Origin of the sequence: Rhodopirellula maiorica SM1 (assembly GCF_000346295.1) — a bacterium.
In the GTDB taxonomy this organism is placed as follows: domain Bacteria; phylum Planctomycetota; class Planctomycetia; order Pirellulales; family Pirellulaceae; genus Novipirellula; species Novipirellula maiorica.
On sequence record NZ_ANOG01000650.1, the window covers coordinates 1 to 16,584 of the forward strand.

Below are 16,584 nucleotides of genomic sequence, written 5' to 3' on the forward strand. Positions count from 1 at the left end.
AGTGACTCGCGGTAAGTAGCCATCGCAGGACGCCAAGCGTCTTTCGCCCTTCGCGAACTCTAGGAATCCATCCGACAATGTCAGCGCATTTTCGTTTCTGATAGCGATTTTTTTTTTTGCAGTTGCGAGGACTCGGCAGAGGCTCCCCTGCGACCGGGACAGCCACGCTACAAGAGATGAATTCAACGCGTGCCAAAGACGCAAACATAAATAGCGTTGCCCCATCGACGCAGTACCGCTGAGCGGGGACTTTTCGTAAGCTCCAAGTCGGAAGCCCGTGCTCACGCATGATCGCGAGAGCTGCCAGGCTGCTGTCCGTCGAAATTGGTTATTCACTTGCCGCCCCCCTGTAACAGGCCTGTTGTCACCAACCATCGCCGCCAAGTGATCTAGCAGGACGGAGAGTCGGAATCGGACTAATCCGCCGATCACGATTTTGGCGGCGGCGGGTAGCGTACCCTGGAGTAACCATCGATCCGGGGATCGGTCCGAAACTGAATAGAATGCAGCCGTTTCCTTTTTGGTTAGAAGCTGCTTGTCTGGCGTTTTCATCGCCTATCTCCACAGGTGAAAATTGGCATCGCGGGATTGCGAGGCCTACACCTATGTCCCAGCGTTTCACAAATGCAGTGGTGAAACAGAATGAGATAATTGGTGACGTGGTGCCGAGACAGGAAAACACGGCAAAAGAAGAGAACAGACAATCGTGGAGCGTTTCATATTTCGAGTGAAACAATGAAACGGCGGAATTTATTCCTCGGTATCGAGACACTGATTGCCACCACTATGGGAGTCGAGCAGCTCCTTTCGGCCGCTCAGAAACAATCTTTCTCCGTTATCAGATGACATTGTGGTGGTCAGTTAGAGAGGACGAGATCAGCAAGCTACTATCTGTATTTTCCTCGCTCTGTGGTTTGGTTGTCTGCGACAAGTCACCTCGTCTTCGTTTCTTGCTGAGGCTGGTCTTTGCCGAAAATATTTTTTTGGTGATGTATAAGTCCTTCTCCGCATACACGCGAACTCCGTCCAAGGACGCGATCGACTCAACCGCTACGTCAAGCGGCGTTGACCTTGCGGTGTGGTTGCACGTGTAAGGTGAGGGGGAGGGGGCCGACCGTGGGCGCGACTTGCACTGGCAAAAAACGCCAGTGCCCAGGATCGAAACTGGGATCTAGGCGATCCGACACGAAGGATTTTCTTCGCGGTCAATGCCAGCCAGTTTTCTAGATCGCCCAGCAACGTGCCGTGGTCGCTTGGAACCACCTAGCCCGCGGGAATTGAAACACCGCAAGCGGTTCGTTGGTTATTTGGTAAGGCTACGAAGTACTGCGAGGCGGTCCAACAGCTCCGCGAATTGCATTTCCGAGAGATGTTCGCGGACACATTCTGCAACCATTTTCGCACAGGTGGTGGATTTTGTGGTGTTTTTTATGGTAGTGTGCAAAAACCCAGTGTTTTCCGCACTAGGAGTTACCCTAGTGGGGCAGCTCTCGCGGCAGAAAACACGGGGTTTTTCGGGGTGAGGCCAAAATCCACCACAGATGCCGCTCGGTTTGCGACGCGTGTCCACGGACATCTCACCCCACCGTACGTCGTAGCTTCACAAGGTAATCGACGAGTCGCCGCGCTGAGCGTTTTTTGGGCAACGCTGTGAAGCATTTTTCCCTATAGGGAAAACGCAAATTAACTGTAGCGAAAGTCGCAGAGACTTTCGGCCACATGAGTAAAACCGAAACTCTCTGCGAGTTTCGCTACGAAAAAATGCTTCACAGCGTTAGTTTTTTGGTGTCGAGTGCTTTGCACTTCGCCCGTCTGAACGTCCGGCCGTGACACCATTGACGGCAAGTCAAATTGGCGGCAAAGCCAAAAAAAACGAGGGCAACCATTGTAGCTGCCCTCGAATGTCATTTTCAGGATGGATTAGAGACTCGGGACGCGGACTTTACGATGCGCCGAGCTTCACACGGGTCAGTCGACTTGTCCCTGCCCCGCTTTTTCTTTTTGATCCACCGCCGCTTGGATTTCTTCGGCGGATCTCTCGGGGACGATCATTTTTGGCGGGCCGCCGGAATCACACCCGGCTATCGCCATCGAGATGCAACTGATTGCCAACAACAAAATTGGTTTCATCCGTTTCACTGGAGTTCTCATTATTTCTTGGTTATTGAATGTCTCGCCCTGGGATTATCAATGCGGGTGACCTAGAGCGGATCCGTGATAACTTCACGCGACGCTCGGCTACCCAACGCTCCCCAAAGTCCATAAGGGCTCGCTCCGCCAACAAGGTTATTCGCAGAACTGCTGAACCAATACGGAGTAGCGGCTTCTGGATTTCCCGCTTCGATCGAATCGGTGACGAACTTGATTGCACCGTCTCCCATCAACACGTGAGTCCCGCCTTGGTGGCGGCTACTGGTAGACATAGGGCCGCCATAGGTCGCCGAGTTAGTCGATGTCGTACAAGCAGCACTGTTGGGTGCATGAAGTGTATAGAAGCCCGAGAACACGGGTCCCCAATCGGCCCAGCGAAACCCACGTTTGTCCGACGACGGCAAAAGGGACACGCCCGAGGTCTGCCAGAACTTTGGACGGGCAGAATCGACCAAGTCGTCACAAATCCCAGGACTGGTGAACGCGTCACCCGCAGAAGGAGCCTGGGTTGACGAACCTGGAATCACACGAAGATCGGTGCGTACATCTCGATCACCAATGTCGGTTGCGATTTCTCCGCCCATGATCGTGTTGGACAATCCGTCGAGCGTATCACGAAACTTCATCGTAGCGCGAGGACGAAACATTCCGCGATGGCTGCTGCGTGACCGCTCACCCGCAGTCGCCTCCGAGACGCCTCCCGGAAAACCACGGTGATCACCCCATGGATGTGGGTTGGTGTAGTGATAAACATAAATGCCATCCCCAAGACAACAGGCGTAGTTCGTTCGGCCTTGGGCTGGCAACCCGGTGCCTGGATCACTTGGGCAACGAAATGCTGGAATCTCGCTCGCCCATGGTACATATCCATCTTGAGTCCAAGGGTTGGGGCCCATCGGACTCCAGGCGCCGGTCATGGCAGTGCCGGTCGTATTCTCGAGACTCGGGTTCGAGATTTTCTCCCACAACGCTTGTTGCTCGATGAACGGGGTCAGACCGACCAGGAAGCTGAGTCGACGAGAACTACGGCCTCCACCCGAAGTGATATTGCCTCCGCCATCACCATACCCGTTGCCATTTGCACCTCCGCCCTGAACGGGCATCTGATTGAAGGTCGAATGATAGTTGTGAACAGCCAAGCCGATCTGCTTGAAATTGTTACTACAGCTCATTCGCCTGGCAGCCTCACGAGCGGCTTGCACAGCTGGCAATAGCAGCCCGACAAGCACCCCAATAATGGCAATCACGACTAGCAACTCGACCAGCGTGAATCCTTTTAAAACCTTCGACCTCATTTCTTACCCTTATCTAATGAAAAAAGAAAACTCGAAGCAGCACGCTCCACAAGACATCAGCTTGTGAAGCCTTTGAGCGACCAAATCGGGAAGCGGCTGACCTAAAGGGGACGCGGCAAAAAATTGAATGTTGCGTAGGCACAACGCATTCCCACTTACAGATCCTAGTATTCATCCACCCTGGGTGATTGCACGAATTAGTTGCTATATAAAGTATTTGCGCACAACGAAAGCGATCGGTTGTCGCGGTAACGCGTGATGGCCATGCCAATGGCAAACCACTACCGGACACCTCCTTGCCTAATCGGGGCCATGCCTACCTGTTTGGCACCTGACCTCTTGCCAAGATCGTGTCGAATGGATCGCAAAAAAAGCCCACCTCTTTCGGCCTTGCCGACAGAGATGGGCTTTCGTAATGCAAGAGAACAATGCAGACAGGAAGACTCAAATCGTTGCCATTTCCTGGTCTCGATTCTCGTCAATCGTCACTCACTCAGCATATTCCGGTGGAGGCGGATCATTCAGTTCCGGATGATCCTTCAACAGTTGCTCAACATCGGAAGCGCTGTAGGCTTTTTCCACTTCCTTATCCGCACACCCCACGGAGCATACTGCCAACAGCAAAACAATAAACGAATACACGCGTACGTTCATAACAAACTCAGATCCCTGAGGAAACAATAAGACAAATCATTCCAAGAGCAACGATACGGATTTCGCTGCCCTCAAGCACAAGAAAAACAAAAGGCGCAGTAACCGGCAAGCAAGCGTGCCCGGGGTCCGGGCACGCTGCGTGCAAATTGGCACTTAACAATTAGATCCCATCGCTAACCACTTCCTTGGAAGCCCGCGTGCCAAGCGCTCCCCATACCCCGAAGGGGCTCGCTGAACCGGGCGTCGACAACGCGTCATCGTTTTGGCTGTCGACGGACACCATGGCTCGGCCACCTAGATTTCCCGCGTCAATGGAGTCCGTGATGAACTTGACCGCGCCATCGCCCATCAAGACATGAGCTCCACCTTGGTGTCGGCTACTCGGTGGGCAAACGGCCTCGGCTTGGTGCCAGTTGGCGCTGAAGCAGATTTCTCGGTTCGGAGGCAGGACAGTGTAGACTCCCGAGTGAAGATGCAAGCCCCAGGCCCAGCGATAGCCACGCCGATTGTCTACCGAACTGCTGGTAAAGGGAGCACCCGAATCCCAGAACAAAGGCCGATCCGCATCGACAAATGTCTCACATGCCAATGCACCGCCCGTCGATTTCAACGGTCCCGTGGGGCCGGAGTTGCCGTTGACAGGAGTCGATCGCTTGTCATTGTCACCGATGTCGGTGATCATCTCACCCATCGCAATCGTGTTGGACAAACCATCCAGTACATCACGGAAGGTAGCTTTTAACTGGCTTTTGAAAAAGCCTCGGTTGCTGGCGTTGGCGTCTTGGAAAATGGTCGTCGATTTTGGCGTCCCATTTGTGTTGTACACCTGACCAAGATTGGTCGTGTCGGCCGAGTCTCCCATGCACACGCCATAATTAGTACGCCCCATCGCAGGCAGCCCGACACCAGGGTCGCTTGGGCAGCGAAACGTTGGAATATCCGATTCGAATGGATTGTACGGCCCCGCATCGGAGGCAACGAGACGACTGAACGAGCGACCTGGATAAGGTCCCATGGCAGCGTAGACGTTTCCAGCCCCGGGTTCACCCGCAGGAACTTGGTAGGGATTGGAGACCTGCTCCCAAAGCGCCTGCTGTTCGATAAACGGCGTAAAGCCGACCAAGGCGGACAATTCAAGACTGTTGCTTCCAGGCGTCTTTTCTCGGCCAGATATCAGCGTGGAGGTTCCCCCGCCTTGCATAGGCAATTGCTGATAGGTCGATTCGTAATTGTGCATCGCCAAGCCGAGTTGCTTGAAATTATTGCTGCAGCTCATACGCCGTGCAGCTTCACGAGCTGCCTGTACCGCCGGCAACAGAAGCCCAACAAGCACCCCGATAATTGCGATCACAACTAGTAACTCGACTAGCGTGAATCCTTTTGAAACCTTCAATCTCATTGCTTACCCTTCATTGAACAGATTAAGAACACTTGGATGTAACAAACCCCGTAAGACTCATTTAGTGAAGCCTTCGAGTGACCTAGTGGGGAACGCGGCTGACCTTAAAGGGGATGCGGCTAAAAATTGAACGTTGCGCAGGCACAACACATTCTCCACTTAAGATCCTAGTATTCATCCACGATGGGGGATTGGATGAATTAGTTGCTATATGAAGTATTTGCGCACAACACATGAAATTGAACGCATCTGCAACGCTTCATAATCAAGCCTGTGAGACGTAACAAAAGGGGCGTTGGATCACCCAAGCGGGGCGGGGCCAAGTTGCGATTTCGTTATGATTGTAACCACCGGCGACGGTCTACTGCGCATCAAGACGCCACTACAATGACATGCACCCGTACGACGATCGCAGGGCCGAGTGGAAGACAACCGCCAACGCATCGGTGGATCCCGCCACGCGTCTGGTGCAAAGAAAATTTCGCGAGAAAATTACGATTTCGCAGTCCGATCATGCAACTCGAACTTACAACCCGATCACAATTAGCACGCGATACTATCTTTCGCTAAAACTCATCCGCTCATAGATTCGATTACGACCACCGACACCAAATGAGCAGGCAGCACCGAGCCCTCGGAGGATACGACGTGCCCTCGAAGGATACGACGTCTCGATCGAGTTGAGTGACAGCCGCTCAGTTGCATGGCCTTGAATGTGGGACTCCGCATTGCAATCGCCATCACCATTACTAACATCGTTTACACTGCTGTGCCTGCACCAATTCGATTGTGCAAAGCCCTCACCCTACCTGTGACGCTAGCGTCGAAAGTAAAAAGATGAAGTTCTCTATCAATACGATTTACGCCACGATTGCCTGGCTTGTGTTATGCCCATTGATGACCGAGCTATCCGCTGCGGATTCGACTCGTCCCAACATCGTGTTCATTTTCTCAGACGATCACGCTGTCAACGCAATCTCGGCCTATGGCGGTCCGTTAGCCGATGTGGCCCCGACACCCAACATCGATCAAATCGCAAAAGAAGGAGCTTTGTTTCAGAATTCTTTTTGTGCAAACTCGATCTGTGGCCCATCCCGAGCTTGCATCTTGACGGGCAAACACAGCCATAAAAATGGCTTCATGCGAAACGATGGCAAGGGCTTCAATTCGAGCCAATGGACGTTTGCCAAATCGATCCAGGCCAGCGGTTACCAGACCGCGGTGATCGGCAAGTGGCATCTAAAAACGGATCCTGTCGGATTCGACTACTGGGAAATTTTGCCGGGCCAGGGACACTACTACAATCCTGTCTTCCTGCAGATGGATGGCTCGCAGAAAAAGTTCGAGGGCTATGCAACGGACCTGACAACCGACAAATCAATTGACTGGTTACAGCAACGAGACAAGGACAAACCTTTCTTGCTGATGTGCCAGCACAAGGCTCCGCACCGGACGTTTGCACCGGCACTACGTCACCTGGGAACACTCGACGATGTCGAGATCCCAGAGCCTGCGACGCTGTTTGATAACTACGCCAATCGTTCCGCGACGCTGGCGAAGAACGAAATGGAAATCGATCGTCACATGACATGGGCCTACGATTTAAAACTTCGCGACGATGAACGAGGTGACCTGAAATTACCATCGTTTCGAAATTACGGCACTCCCGAATACAACCGAATGACAAGCGAGCAGCGAGCGAAATGGGACGCTCATTTTGCTCCCAAGAACGCGGCGTTCGTTCGCGACTATCGAGCCGGCAAAATCAATGACCGCCAACTGGTACAGTGGAAGTATCGTCGCTACGCACAAAACTATCTCGAAACGGTCAAGGCCGTCGACGAGAGCGTGGGTCGCATGCTGAAATACCTCGAAGACAATAATTTGGCGAAAAATACGATCGTGATCTACTCGTCCGATCAAGGCTTTTACCTTGGCGAACATGGTTGGTTCGATAAACGTTGGATGTTTGAAGAATCGTTCAAAATGCCATTCGTGATTCGATGGCCAGGCAAGATCAAACCCGGTTCGCGACCAGAGGCATTGATCCAAAACATCGACTACGCACCCACGTTCATGGAGTGCGCCGGATTGCCGATCCCAAACGAAGTCCAAGGACACTCGCTGATGCCTGTTTTTCGTGACAACTCCGCGAAGGTGCGTGACTCGCTGTACTATGCCTACTATGAAGTAGGTGAGCACGCGGTCCCGCAACACTTCGGAGTACGCACGAAGGATCATAAACTGTTCTATCTGCCCGCGACCGACGAATGGCAAATGTTCGATCTAAGCAAAGACCCCGGCGAGATGGTGAACGTTTACCACAATCCAGAATACTCCGCCATGAGAACTCGATTGACGCTAGAGTACGAACGTCTTCGCCGCGAGTTCGAAGCACCGAACTACTAACAACGACGTCCGTCGGCAAAGCCACACCACCGAAAACATGATTTCGGGATTGATCCCACTTACGCTCGGAGAATGAGTATGCAACCGCTTGTCACCCCCTTTCGTCGTCTGCGATGGATAATACCGTCGCTAATGATTTGTTTGTCATGGACATCGCTTTCAGGTCTGGCGACGGCGGAACAGCCGAATGTCTTGTTTATCTCAGTTGACGATCTGAACGATTGGATTGGATGCTTAAAGGGACACCCTCAAGCCCGGACACCGAATATTGATCGGCTTGCGAAATCAGGAACGCTGTTTACCAATGCTCATTGCGGGTCACCTGCGTGCAACGGATCTCGATCAGCGATCATGTCGGGACAACCGGCCTATGTGTCGGGGATGTACGACAACCTGCAAAAAATGCGGACCGTGATGCCTGATGCCGAGTTGATCCCCAAGTACTTTTCGAAACACGGCTACTGGTCGGCTGGCTCCGGAAAAATCCTGCATTACATCATCGACGCTCAGTCTTGGGATGAATACAACCCGCCCAAAGAAACAGAGGATCCGTTTCCAAGAACGCTCTACCCCGAACAGCGACCTGTTAGCTTGCCTCGCGGTGGCCCATGGCAATACATCGAAACCGACTGGGGAGGTCTTGATGCCACCGACGAAGAGTTTGGCGGTGACTGGCTGGTTTCGAAATGGATTGGCGAACAACTGAGTCGCGAACATGACAAGCCTTTTTTCCTAGCGTGCGGGATCTATCGTCCCCATGAGCCCTGGTTTGTTCCTCAGAAATATTTCGACCAATTTCCACTCGACGAGATTCAGCTTCCACCGGGGTATGCTCCTGATGACATCGACGATCTGCCGCCCGCTGGGAAAAAACTTGCCCGCAATCGCTATTTCGCTCACATCCAAAACGAAGGCCAATGGAAGCAGGCGATCCAGGGCTACCTGGCGTCCATCGCCTTCGCCGATGCAATGGTCGGCCGTGTGATTACCGCGTTAGAAGAGGGCCCCAACAACGACAACACCATCGTGATGCTGTGGAGTGACCATGGTTGGCACCTGGGCGAAAAAGAACATTGGCAAAAATACACAGGTTGGCGAGTTTGCACTCGTGTTCCTTTGATTGTCCGCGTGCCCCCGGGGACGAGCGGACTCGACGAGGGGACGCAACCAGGCAGTGTGTGCCAAGCTCCGGTGAGTCTGGTAAGTCTTTACACGACCTTGATCGAACTGGCCGGACTGCCTGCCAAAGCATCGCTGCACGAACCCAGCCTGGTGCCGCTACTAAAAGACCCGCAAACCACGTGGCCTCATATGGCAGTAACTCAGCTGATGTCTCCCGAGAACTACAGCGTCAGCGGTTCGCGTTGGCGTTACATCCACTACGCCAACGGTGACGAGGAACTGTACGACGTCGAATCAGATCCGTACGAGTGGAACAACTTGGCTGGAGATCCAAAATTCGCCGAACCGCTTTCACGCCTGAAACAGCATGGCCCCAAAGATCCCGCCGAGTTTGTTCCTCCAGCCCCCTCGTCGTTGACGAAACTAAAATGGCATCCCGCTGGATCGACTTCGGTCCCGGCCTCGAATCCCGACGGCAATCGCTTCAACGTGACCTTCACGAATCGAAGTGGGCAACCGGTCAAAGTTTTCCAAAGCGTGGGTGACCAGACCCCTCAGCCCTTCGGTGTACTTGAAAGTGGCTGGTCGAAACCTCAGCTGACTCGACCCGGCACCGTTTGGTTGATCATGGACACCAACGATCAACCGCTTGGCCATTTTGTCGTGGGCGATCGCACGGCCCAAGCCGTCATCCCGAAACCGTAGGTGAGGCCGGAAGCTCCTGCGATATCATAGACAACGTCGCTTTTAGCTCGTTGCCAAGGAAGTAGCCCAAGACTCGCTGTGTGCGCGGATTCGTCGTTTGCTGAGAATCTCAAACAAGATCATGCGGCACAGAGAGTTTAGGCTGTGGGGGGACCATTGATTTATTTGTCAATCGTGAGTGGCTGCAGCAAGTCCCTGTCCATTTAGCCGAACCAATGTCCGAGGTCGCATCATCGTGAAGAATGTCTGCTTTATCACCTTCATGATTCTTGCCTTAGCTGATAGCGTCTCCCCCGTCCTGGGCCAGACATTAACCGAGCGTCTCATCCAAGAGGATCCCGTCAAGCTCGTTCAGCAAGCTCGCAAAGATGGTGACATCGTTCGTGGTGCGATCTTGTTTCACCAGGGCAATATTAATTGTGCGAAGTGCCATCGGCCTGTCAGCGAGACCGATCGCATCGCTCCTGACTTGAGTCGATTAGGGCAAGAGACGACTGACGTGTCGATTGTCGAATCGATCCTGCTGCCTTCGAAGACGATTCGAAAGGGCTTCGAAACCAATTCGGTATTGACCGTCGATGGCCATATTATCAATGGCAGTATCGTTAGCCAGGACGATCAAAAAGTCGTTTTGCGAAGCAGTCAAAACATCGAACAACTGATTATGTTCGAGCAAGACGATATTGATGCGATCAAGCCCAGCACCAAGTCGAACATGCCTGATGGATTGGCTAACGAATTGAAGGATCGCCAGCAGTTCCTTGACCTCCTTCGCTATACCCTTGACCTGAAACACGCGGCCCCACCGCCAAAGCAGCGAACGAGGACTCGACGGTTCGCCGCGAACTCAGTGACGAGATCAAAGGGGTCGTCCTGATCAAGCAATTCAATTGCAGTGGTTGCCACGATTGGAAAACCGCTGAGTCGTTGCAGCCGCTGCAGCAGCATGGACCGAATCTAAAATGGTCTGCCAAATGGTTGAATCCGAATTACCTCGCAGATTTCATCGCCGATCCTCAGCGGACGAAGCCTGGAACAAGCATGCCTCACATGCTGGGACATCTGGACGATGAACAGCGAACCGCGGCGGCGACCGCCCTTGTCCACTTCCTGACCTCCGTCGCGAACGACCAAGCCTCAGCCGCAGCGGACCTTAAGAAACAAGCGGACATGGGGGGTGATGGCGAGGGAATCCTTCGGGGCGAAGAGCTGTTTCATTCGATCGGCTGTGTCGCTTGTCACTCGCCACGCAACGATTTGGCGATCGAGCAACCGCTGGATGACTCGATTCCCCTTGGCGACCTGACCAACAAATACGATACGAATGCACTCACGACATTCCTAAAGAATCCGCATGCGGCTCGACCATCGGGTCGCATGCCCAACATGCAACTGACGCATCTTGAAGCTCAAGATCTATCACGCTACTTGCTGCAGTCGAGCGAAAAGGGCTCAAAGTCTTCATGGCAAATCGACTCCACCCTTGCTCGCACGGGCAAGCAGCTTTTCTCGGAACTTCGCTGCGTCAATTGCCACAGCGGCGTCGTTGAATCCGCACCGACAGTGCCTCGCCCCAATGCACTCGTGGACCTTGATCCGAATCGGGGATGCCTGTCTGGCAAACCCGGCGAGTGGCCGCTATACCGTCTTGATGCACGTGACCGACAGCGGATTCAAGCAGCGATGCAGCTCAAGTCGCCCGAGCTTTCCGCAGACCAGGAAATAAACATCACGCTGGCGACATTCAACTGCTTCGCGTGTCATCGCCGAGACAACATCGGTGGCGTCACGACGGATCGGAGTCATCATTTTCAAACCACGAACCTGAATCTTGGTGAACAAGGAAGAATTCCGCCGACGTTGACCGGGGTTGGTGCCAAGTTAAAAGAAGAATGGATGCGTGATGTTTTGATCAACCATCGCTCGGTCCGCCCCTACATGAAAACTCGGATGCCTCAGTACGGCGAGCCGAACGTGAGTCGTCTGATTGAACTGCTACAGTCCAACGACCGGCTTTCCGATACAAAATTTGCGTCAGTCGATGATCCAAAAGAGATGAAAGAGTTGGGGTTGAAGATTGCGGGAAATCAAGGGCTCAACTGTGTGGCCTGCCATACGTTTCGGTACGAACAATCCGACACGATGCCCGCCGTCGATTTGACCGAAATGGCAGAGCGGCTGAAGAAAGACTGGTTCTATCAGTACATGCTCGACCCTCCACGGTTTAGCCCCAACACTGTCATGCCATCGTTTTGGCCCAATGGAAAAGCCATCCGCCCTGACATCGCCGGCGATGCCAAAATTCAAGTCGAAGCATTGTGGCAATACCTGCTCGATGGTCGGCAAGCACGTACGCCTCGAGGCCTGGTCGTTGAACCGCTAGAACTGCTCGCCAGCGACGAAGCCGTCATGCTCCGCCGCAGCTATCCGGAAATCGGCAAACGTGGCATCGGCGTTGGTTATCCAAATCAAGTCAATTTGGTGTTCGACGCCGAACAAATGCAATTGGCGATGATCTGGCAAGGCAAGTTCGCGGATCCGGGCGGAGTTTGGCGAGGTCAGGGACATGGTACGGTGAAGCCATTGGGCGACAAGCTAATCCGCTTTGCTCGAGGTCCTGAAATCGAGGATCCGACGTCACCTTGGATCGTGGACGACGGACGGCCTCCGCAGCACCGTTTCAAAGGCTACTCGCTGGCGAAAAAATGCGTCCGCAATTCAACTATGAATTTGCCGATGTGATCGTCAATGATTATTACGTCGACATGCTTGACTCTGCGACAAACGCTCCCTACATCCGCCGCATCCTGACATTAAGGTCAAGCTCGGGTGAAACAAATGTCATCTTTCGCGCCGCGACGGGCAAGACGATCCAGCACGCCGATGACGACAGCTTTCTGGTCAACGATCGTCTACAAATACGCGTCGATCGAAAACACACAGGCACGATTGTGGATCAACCTGATGCTCAACACCTTCGCATCCCATTGAAGGTGGACGAAAACGAGCAGCAATTGGTTCTGGAATACAGCTGGTAAGGAATTGAAATGAGAAACTTGATTGTTTTCATGCTAACGCTAAGCCCGCTTACCGCACTCCGTGCCGAACCGCTGGGAGAGTATTGGGGAACCGCAGAACAGGAAGCGAAGTACTATCGAATCGTTGACATTCCCTTCCCCGATGAGATGGCACTGGAAGCAAGCAGCTTCGAGGTTCTGCCGGACAATCGATTGGCAATCGGAACCCGTCGCGGTGACATTTACCTGGTCACCGGCGCCATGGACCAATACCCAAACACCAAGTTTCATCGTTACGCAGCGGGGCTGGATGAGATCATGGGTTTGTCTTATCGAGACGGTTCGTTTTTTGTCACGCAACAAACCGAAGTAACTCGCATCACTGACACGGACCAGGATGGTCGTGCAGATCAATTCGATACACTGAGTGACCGATGGGGATTTCGCAATTACCACGAATTTGCCTTTGGTTCCAAGCTCGACCCCGACGGTAACATCTGGGTCGCCCTGTGCTTGTCCGAATCCTATCGCTCGAAAGTGCCGTTTCGTGGATGGTGCGTCAAGGTAACGCCCGACGGCCAGACGATTCCGGTTTGCAGCGGCATTCGCAGCCCGTGTGGAATCGGCCCGAACGAACACGGCGTCATGTTTTATGCCGAGAGCCAAGGCCCTTGGAACGGTTCGTGCTCGCTAAAAGTGCTGCAGCCCGGCGGGTTCATGGGACATCCCGTCAGTTTCAACTGGTATCCGTTGGCCGAGGAACTCGGGCCGGCCCCCGTTGTTCCCAATACACCATCTCGTTTACTCACCGAAACCAAGCGAGTGAAAGAGCTTGTCCCCTACGCCGTGGTATTTCCGTATCGAAAAATGGGACGATCGATTTCCGGCTTTATGGTTGATCACACGGGCGGCAAGTTCGGACCGTTTGAAAACCAAATCTTCATTGGCGACTTTAGCCTGAGTGTGATGATGCGAGCGACCACCGAAAAGGTGAATGGCGTATGGCAAGGGGCGTGTTACCCGTTCCGAGAAGGCCTTGCCACAGGACTTCTCGCTTGTCAGTTCACGCCGCGTGGCGACCTGATTGCCGGAGGCACCAACCGTGGCTGGCCAGTCCGTGGGCCAAAACCTTACGCCCTGCAGCGACTGGATTGGACCGGTCTGGTGCCGTTTGAAGTGAAGGAGATCAACGCCCGTCCCGATGGTTTCTTGGTCACGTTTACCAAGCCGGTCGATCGCGAAATCGCCGCACAGCCAGAATCCTACGCGGTTTCGACGTACACCCATATTTATCGGCAAGCTTACGGCAGTCCCGAAGTCGACCAAACGACGCCCCAAGTATCCAGTGCAACCGTTTCTGCAGACGGACTGCAGGTGCATTTGCAGATCGATGGACTGGTACAGGGACATGTGCACGATTTCGACTTTCACAAAGTGCGGTCAACTGAGAACGCTCCTCTGGTGCACTCCAATGCCTACTACACGCTGAACGAAATCCCGCTGTCGCCGATCACCGAATGATTTGCAGCGACCGGACAATCTAAATCGAAAGAGCCGATGTTTGCTGCTCACCAAAGCCAACTTTTAAAAGGGCTGTGCCCCATGTTGTTGAAGAAAAAGTGTTCACGCTGGATTGTCCTTTACACAGTTCTCTGTGTGCTGGCGTTAGACAAAGCGGATGGCGTCATCGCGGCGGACACCGTGACCGATACAGTCGACTGGTCCGCGATGCTCGCCGATCACGACCTCCGCTGGAACCGGCTGCCGCAAACATGGAAAGAGGCACCGTTTCTTGGTAACGGCGAACAGGGCACGATGATGTACCAGATCGACGAGAAAACGATTCGTTGGGACGTAGGGAACTCTGCCGCTCATGATCATCGCCCCTTGGAACAGGACGATTTCAACGAAAAGAATGCCCCGGTGCTCAATCGCGGCAGACACTTCATTGGTCACCTGCGAGTGATTTTCCCTGAATCCTTAGATTCAAGCGAATCCGCACTATCGCTGTGGAATGCGGAAGCGAACGGGACGATCCGATCTGATGACGGCATCGCTCGCTGGACGACCATGGTTCACGCCACCGAACCGGTGATGCGTTTCGAACTCAGCACCGAAGGTGATTTGAAAGGGGCGAAATTTTCCTATGTGCCGGAGCGAGCCACTAACCCTCGTGCGATTCGCAGTAAAAACCCACGTGTTCCTGCGAACCCACCACCGGTCGTCAACAAGTTTACCGATGGCGTGCAAGTGGCGGTGCAAAACCTACATGCAGGCGGCCAGACCGCTGTGGCTTGGTTGACTGTGCAATCAGGCCACCAACAAACTCTCTGGCTAAGCGTCAAGCACAGCTATCCCGAATTAGACGCCTCGTCGCAAGCAGTATCGGCGGTACGAACGGCTGCGGCGGCGGCCCCGACCGAATGGATCAAGAGGCATCGTGATTGGTGGCACAGTTACTATCGTCAAAGCTTTGTGACGACCGGGGATCGATTTTGGGACGCATTCTATTGGATCCAGCAATATAAATTGGCCTGCGCGACACGAGACAAAAGCTGGATCATCGACAACCAAGGCCCCTGGCTGCAACCCACTGCCTGGAATGCGATATGGTGGAATTTGAACGCCCAACTTTCGCACAGCGGGTTCGCATCAGCCAACCGACGCGAGATGGGTTCGGCGCTAAGTCACCGCTTGCATCTGTGCCGTGACAATCTCGCTCGTAACGTCGCTGAACCCTACCAATCCGACTCGTATGCGCTGGGCCGCAACAGTTCGGGGTGGGACTTACTCGGTCATGCTGGGCAACCCGGCACTGGACGCCCTCCGATGGATGCAAGTATTGGAAGGGAGTGTGGGAATTTGGTGTGGGCGTTACACAACGTCGACTTAGAGTATCGATATTGGCAAGACACCTCGATTCGCGACCGAGTGCTTTATCCGCTTCTAGTGCGTGCCGTAAACTATTACCGCCACTTTTTGACCGAGGAAGCGGACGGCTATTTGCATTTACCGGAAACGTACAGTCCCGAGTACCGAAAAGCGTCCGACTGCACGTATGATCTGGATCTACTGCGTTGGGGCAATTCCCGGCTGCTTTCACTTGCTGCGGAGATGGGGATAAGTGAGACGGACGAACCCCTGATCGCCACGTGGCGAGAAATCCAGACGAAACTTGTACCGACTCACATTAACGAAACGGGACGAATGATTGGGCGTGGCGTTGCACTAACAAGCCGTCATCGGCACTTTTCCCATTTACTCGCCATCTATCCATTGCGCACGCTGACGCCTGAAACCGCAGCGGACCGCGAACTCATTGAGACGAGCCTGGACCACTGGCATAGCTTTGGTGGTGCGATGGCGGGTTACTCGTTAACCGGCGGTGCTTGCTTGTCGGCGATTCTGGGTGATGGGGATCGCGCGTTGGATTTTCTCGATGGGCTGAAACCGTTTCTGCATGCAAACACATTTTACTCTGAAGCGGGCGGTTTGCCCGTAATTGAAACCCCTTTACATGGCGCCACCACGATCCAAGAGATGTTGCTGCAATCTTGGGGAGGACGTCTGCGTGTCTTTCCCGCGGTTCCGCACCAGTGGAGCGACGTTCAATTCCACAAACTTCGGGGCGAGGGAGCATATCTGGTCAGTGCTCGACGCGAACAGGGCATGACGAAGTGGTTGCACGTATCGGCAGAAGTCGGCGGCAGTGTGGAAGTGCAACCGCAATTGGTGGACGCCCAGTGGGTTGGGTCCGAAGGCGTGAAGGTCAACGTGCTCGAACCAGGCGTCTACCAAGCTCAGTTGCCCGAGGATGGCTACGTGCTGTTTT

Annotated in this window: 11 protein-coding genes and 1 pseudogene; 8 read left to right on the forward strand and 4 right to left on the reverse strand. The window is 53.7% G+C overall.

What is annotated here, in order from left to right; genetic code table 11:
* Positions 1–1,968 precede the first annotated feature (1,968 nt).
* The 4 genes from RMSM_RS41155 to RMSM_RS20830 all read right to left on the reverse strand — a co-directional run bounded on the left by RMSM_RS41155 (position 1,969) and on the right by RMSM_RS20830 (position 5,499).
* A complete protein-coding gene (locus RMSM_RS41155) occupies positions 1,969–2,151 on the reverse strand; it encodes a hypothetical protein (RefSeq protein WP_160168339.1) in 183 nt (60 codons plus the stop codon).
* A 50-nt stretch (positions 2,152–2,201) separates the two neighbouring features.
* On the reverse strand, positions 2,202–3,446 hold the full coding sequence (locus tag RMSM_RS20825) for a DUF1559 domain-containing protein (RefSeq protein WP_008700768.1): 1,245 nt from the start codon (positions 3,444–3,446) through the stop codon (positions 2,202–2,204).
* Positions 3,447–3,935: 489 nt separating this feature from the next.
* On the reverse strand, positions 3,936–4,100 hold the full coding sequence (locus RMSM_RS41880) for a hypothetical protein (RefSeq protein WP_173405141.1): 165 nt from the start codon (positions 4,098–4,100) through the stop codon (positions 3,936–3,938).
* A 160-nt stretch (positions 4,101–4,260) separates the two neighbouring features.
* Complete coding sequence (locus RMSM_RS20830; protein WP_040768643.1) at positions 4,261–5,499, reverse strand: DUF1559 domain-containing protein; 1,239 nt, start codon at positions 5,497–5,499, stop codon at positions 4,261–4,263.
* 837 nt (positions 5,500–6,336) lie between these two features.
* Here RMSM_RS20830 and RMSM_RS20840 point away from each other — a divergent pair.
* The 8 genes and pseudogenes from RMSM_RS20840 to RMSM_RS20870 all read left to right on the forward strand — a co-directional run.
* Positions 6,337–7,908: a sulfatase family protein gene (locus RMSM_RS20840; RefSeq protein WP_144057822.1), complete on the forward strand. Its 1,572-nt coding sequence runs from the start codon at positions 6,337–6,339 to the stop codon at positions 7,906–7,908.
* A 78-nt stretch (positions 7,909–7,986) separates the two neighbouring features.
* Positions 7,987–9,735: a sulfatase-like hydrolase/transferase gene (locus RMSM_RS20845; protein ID WP_236622234.1), complete on the forward strand. Its 1,749-nt coding sequence runs from the start codon at positions 7,987–7,989 to the stop codon at positions 9,733–9,735.
* A gap of 235 nt (positions 9,736–9,970) precedes the next feature.
* On the forward strand, positions 9,971–10,612 hold the full coding sequence (locus tag RMSM_RS20850) for a heme-binding protein (RefSeq protein WP_008700778.1): 642 nt from the start codon (positions 9,971–9,973) through the stop codon (positions 10,610–10,612).
* A gap of 50 nt (positions 10,613–10,662) precedes the next feature.
* A pseudogene (locus RMSM_RS43860) lies at positions 10,663–10,767 on the forward strand (hypothetical protein); the annotation flags it as partial.
* Between the two features lie 9 nt (positions 10,768–10,776).
* Positions 10,777–12,477, forward strand: a complete 1,701-nt coding sequence (locus RMSM_RS20855; protein WP_144057823.1) for a c-type cytochrome — start codon at positions 10,777–10,779, stop codon at positions 12,475–12,477.
* Positions 12,441–12,773, forward strand: a complete 333-nt coding sequence (locus RMSM_RS20860) for a hypothetical protein (RefSeq protein WP_144057824.1) — start codon at positions 12,441–12,443, stop codon at positions 12,771–12,773. The genes RMSM_RS20855 and RMSM_RS20860 overlap by 37 nt, the downstream gene beginning before the upstream one ends.
* Before the next feature lie 9 nt (positions 12,774–12,782).
* Positions 12,783–14,273, forward strand: a complete 1,491-nt coding sequence (locus RMSM_RS20865; RefSeq protein ID WP_008700783.1) for a DUF7133 domain-containing protein — start codon at positions 12,783–12,785, stop codon at positions 14,271–14,273.
* Between the two features lie 36 nt (positions 14,274–14,309).
* Positions 14,310–16,584 (forward strand): glycosyl hydrolase family 95 catalytic domain-containing protein (locus RMSM_RS20870; RefSeq protein ID WP_008700786.1); only part of this gene is annotated, 2,275 nt, incomplete at its 3' end.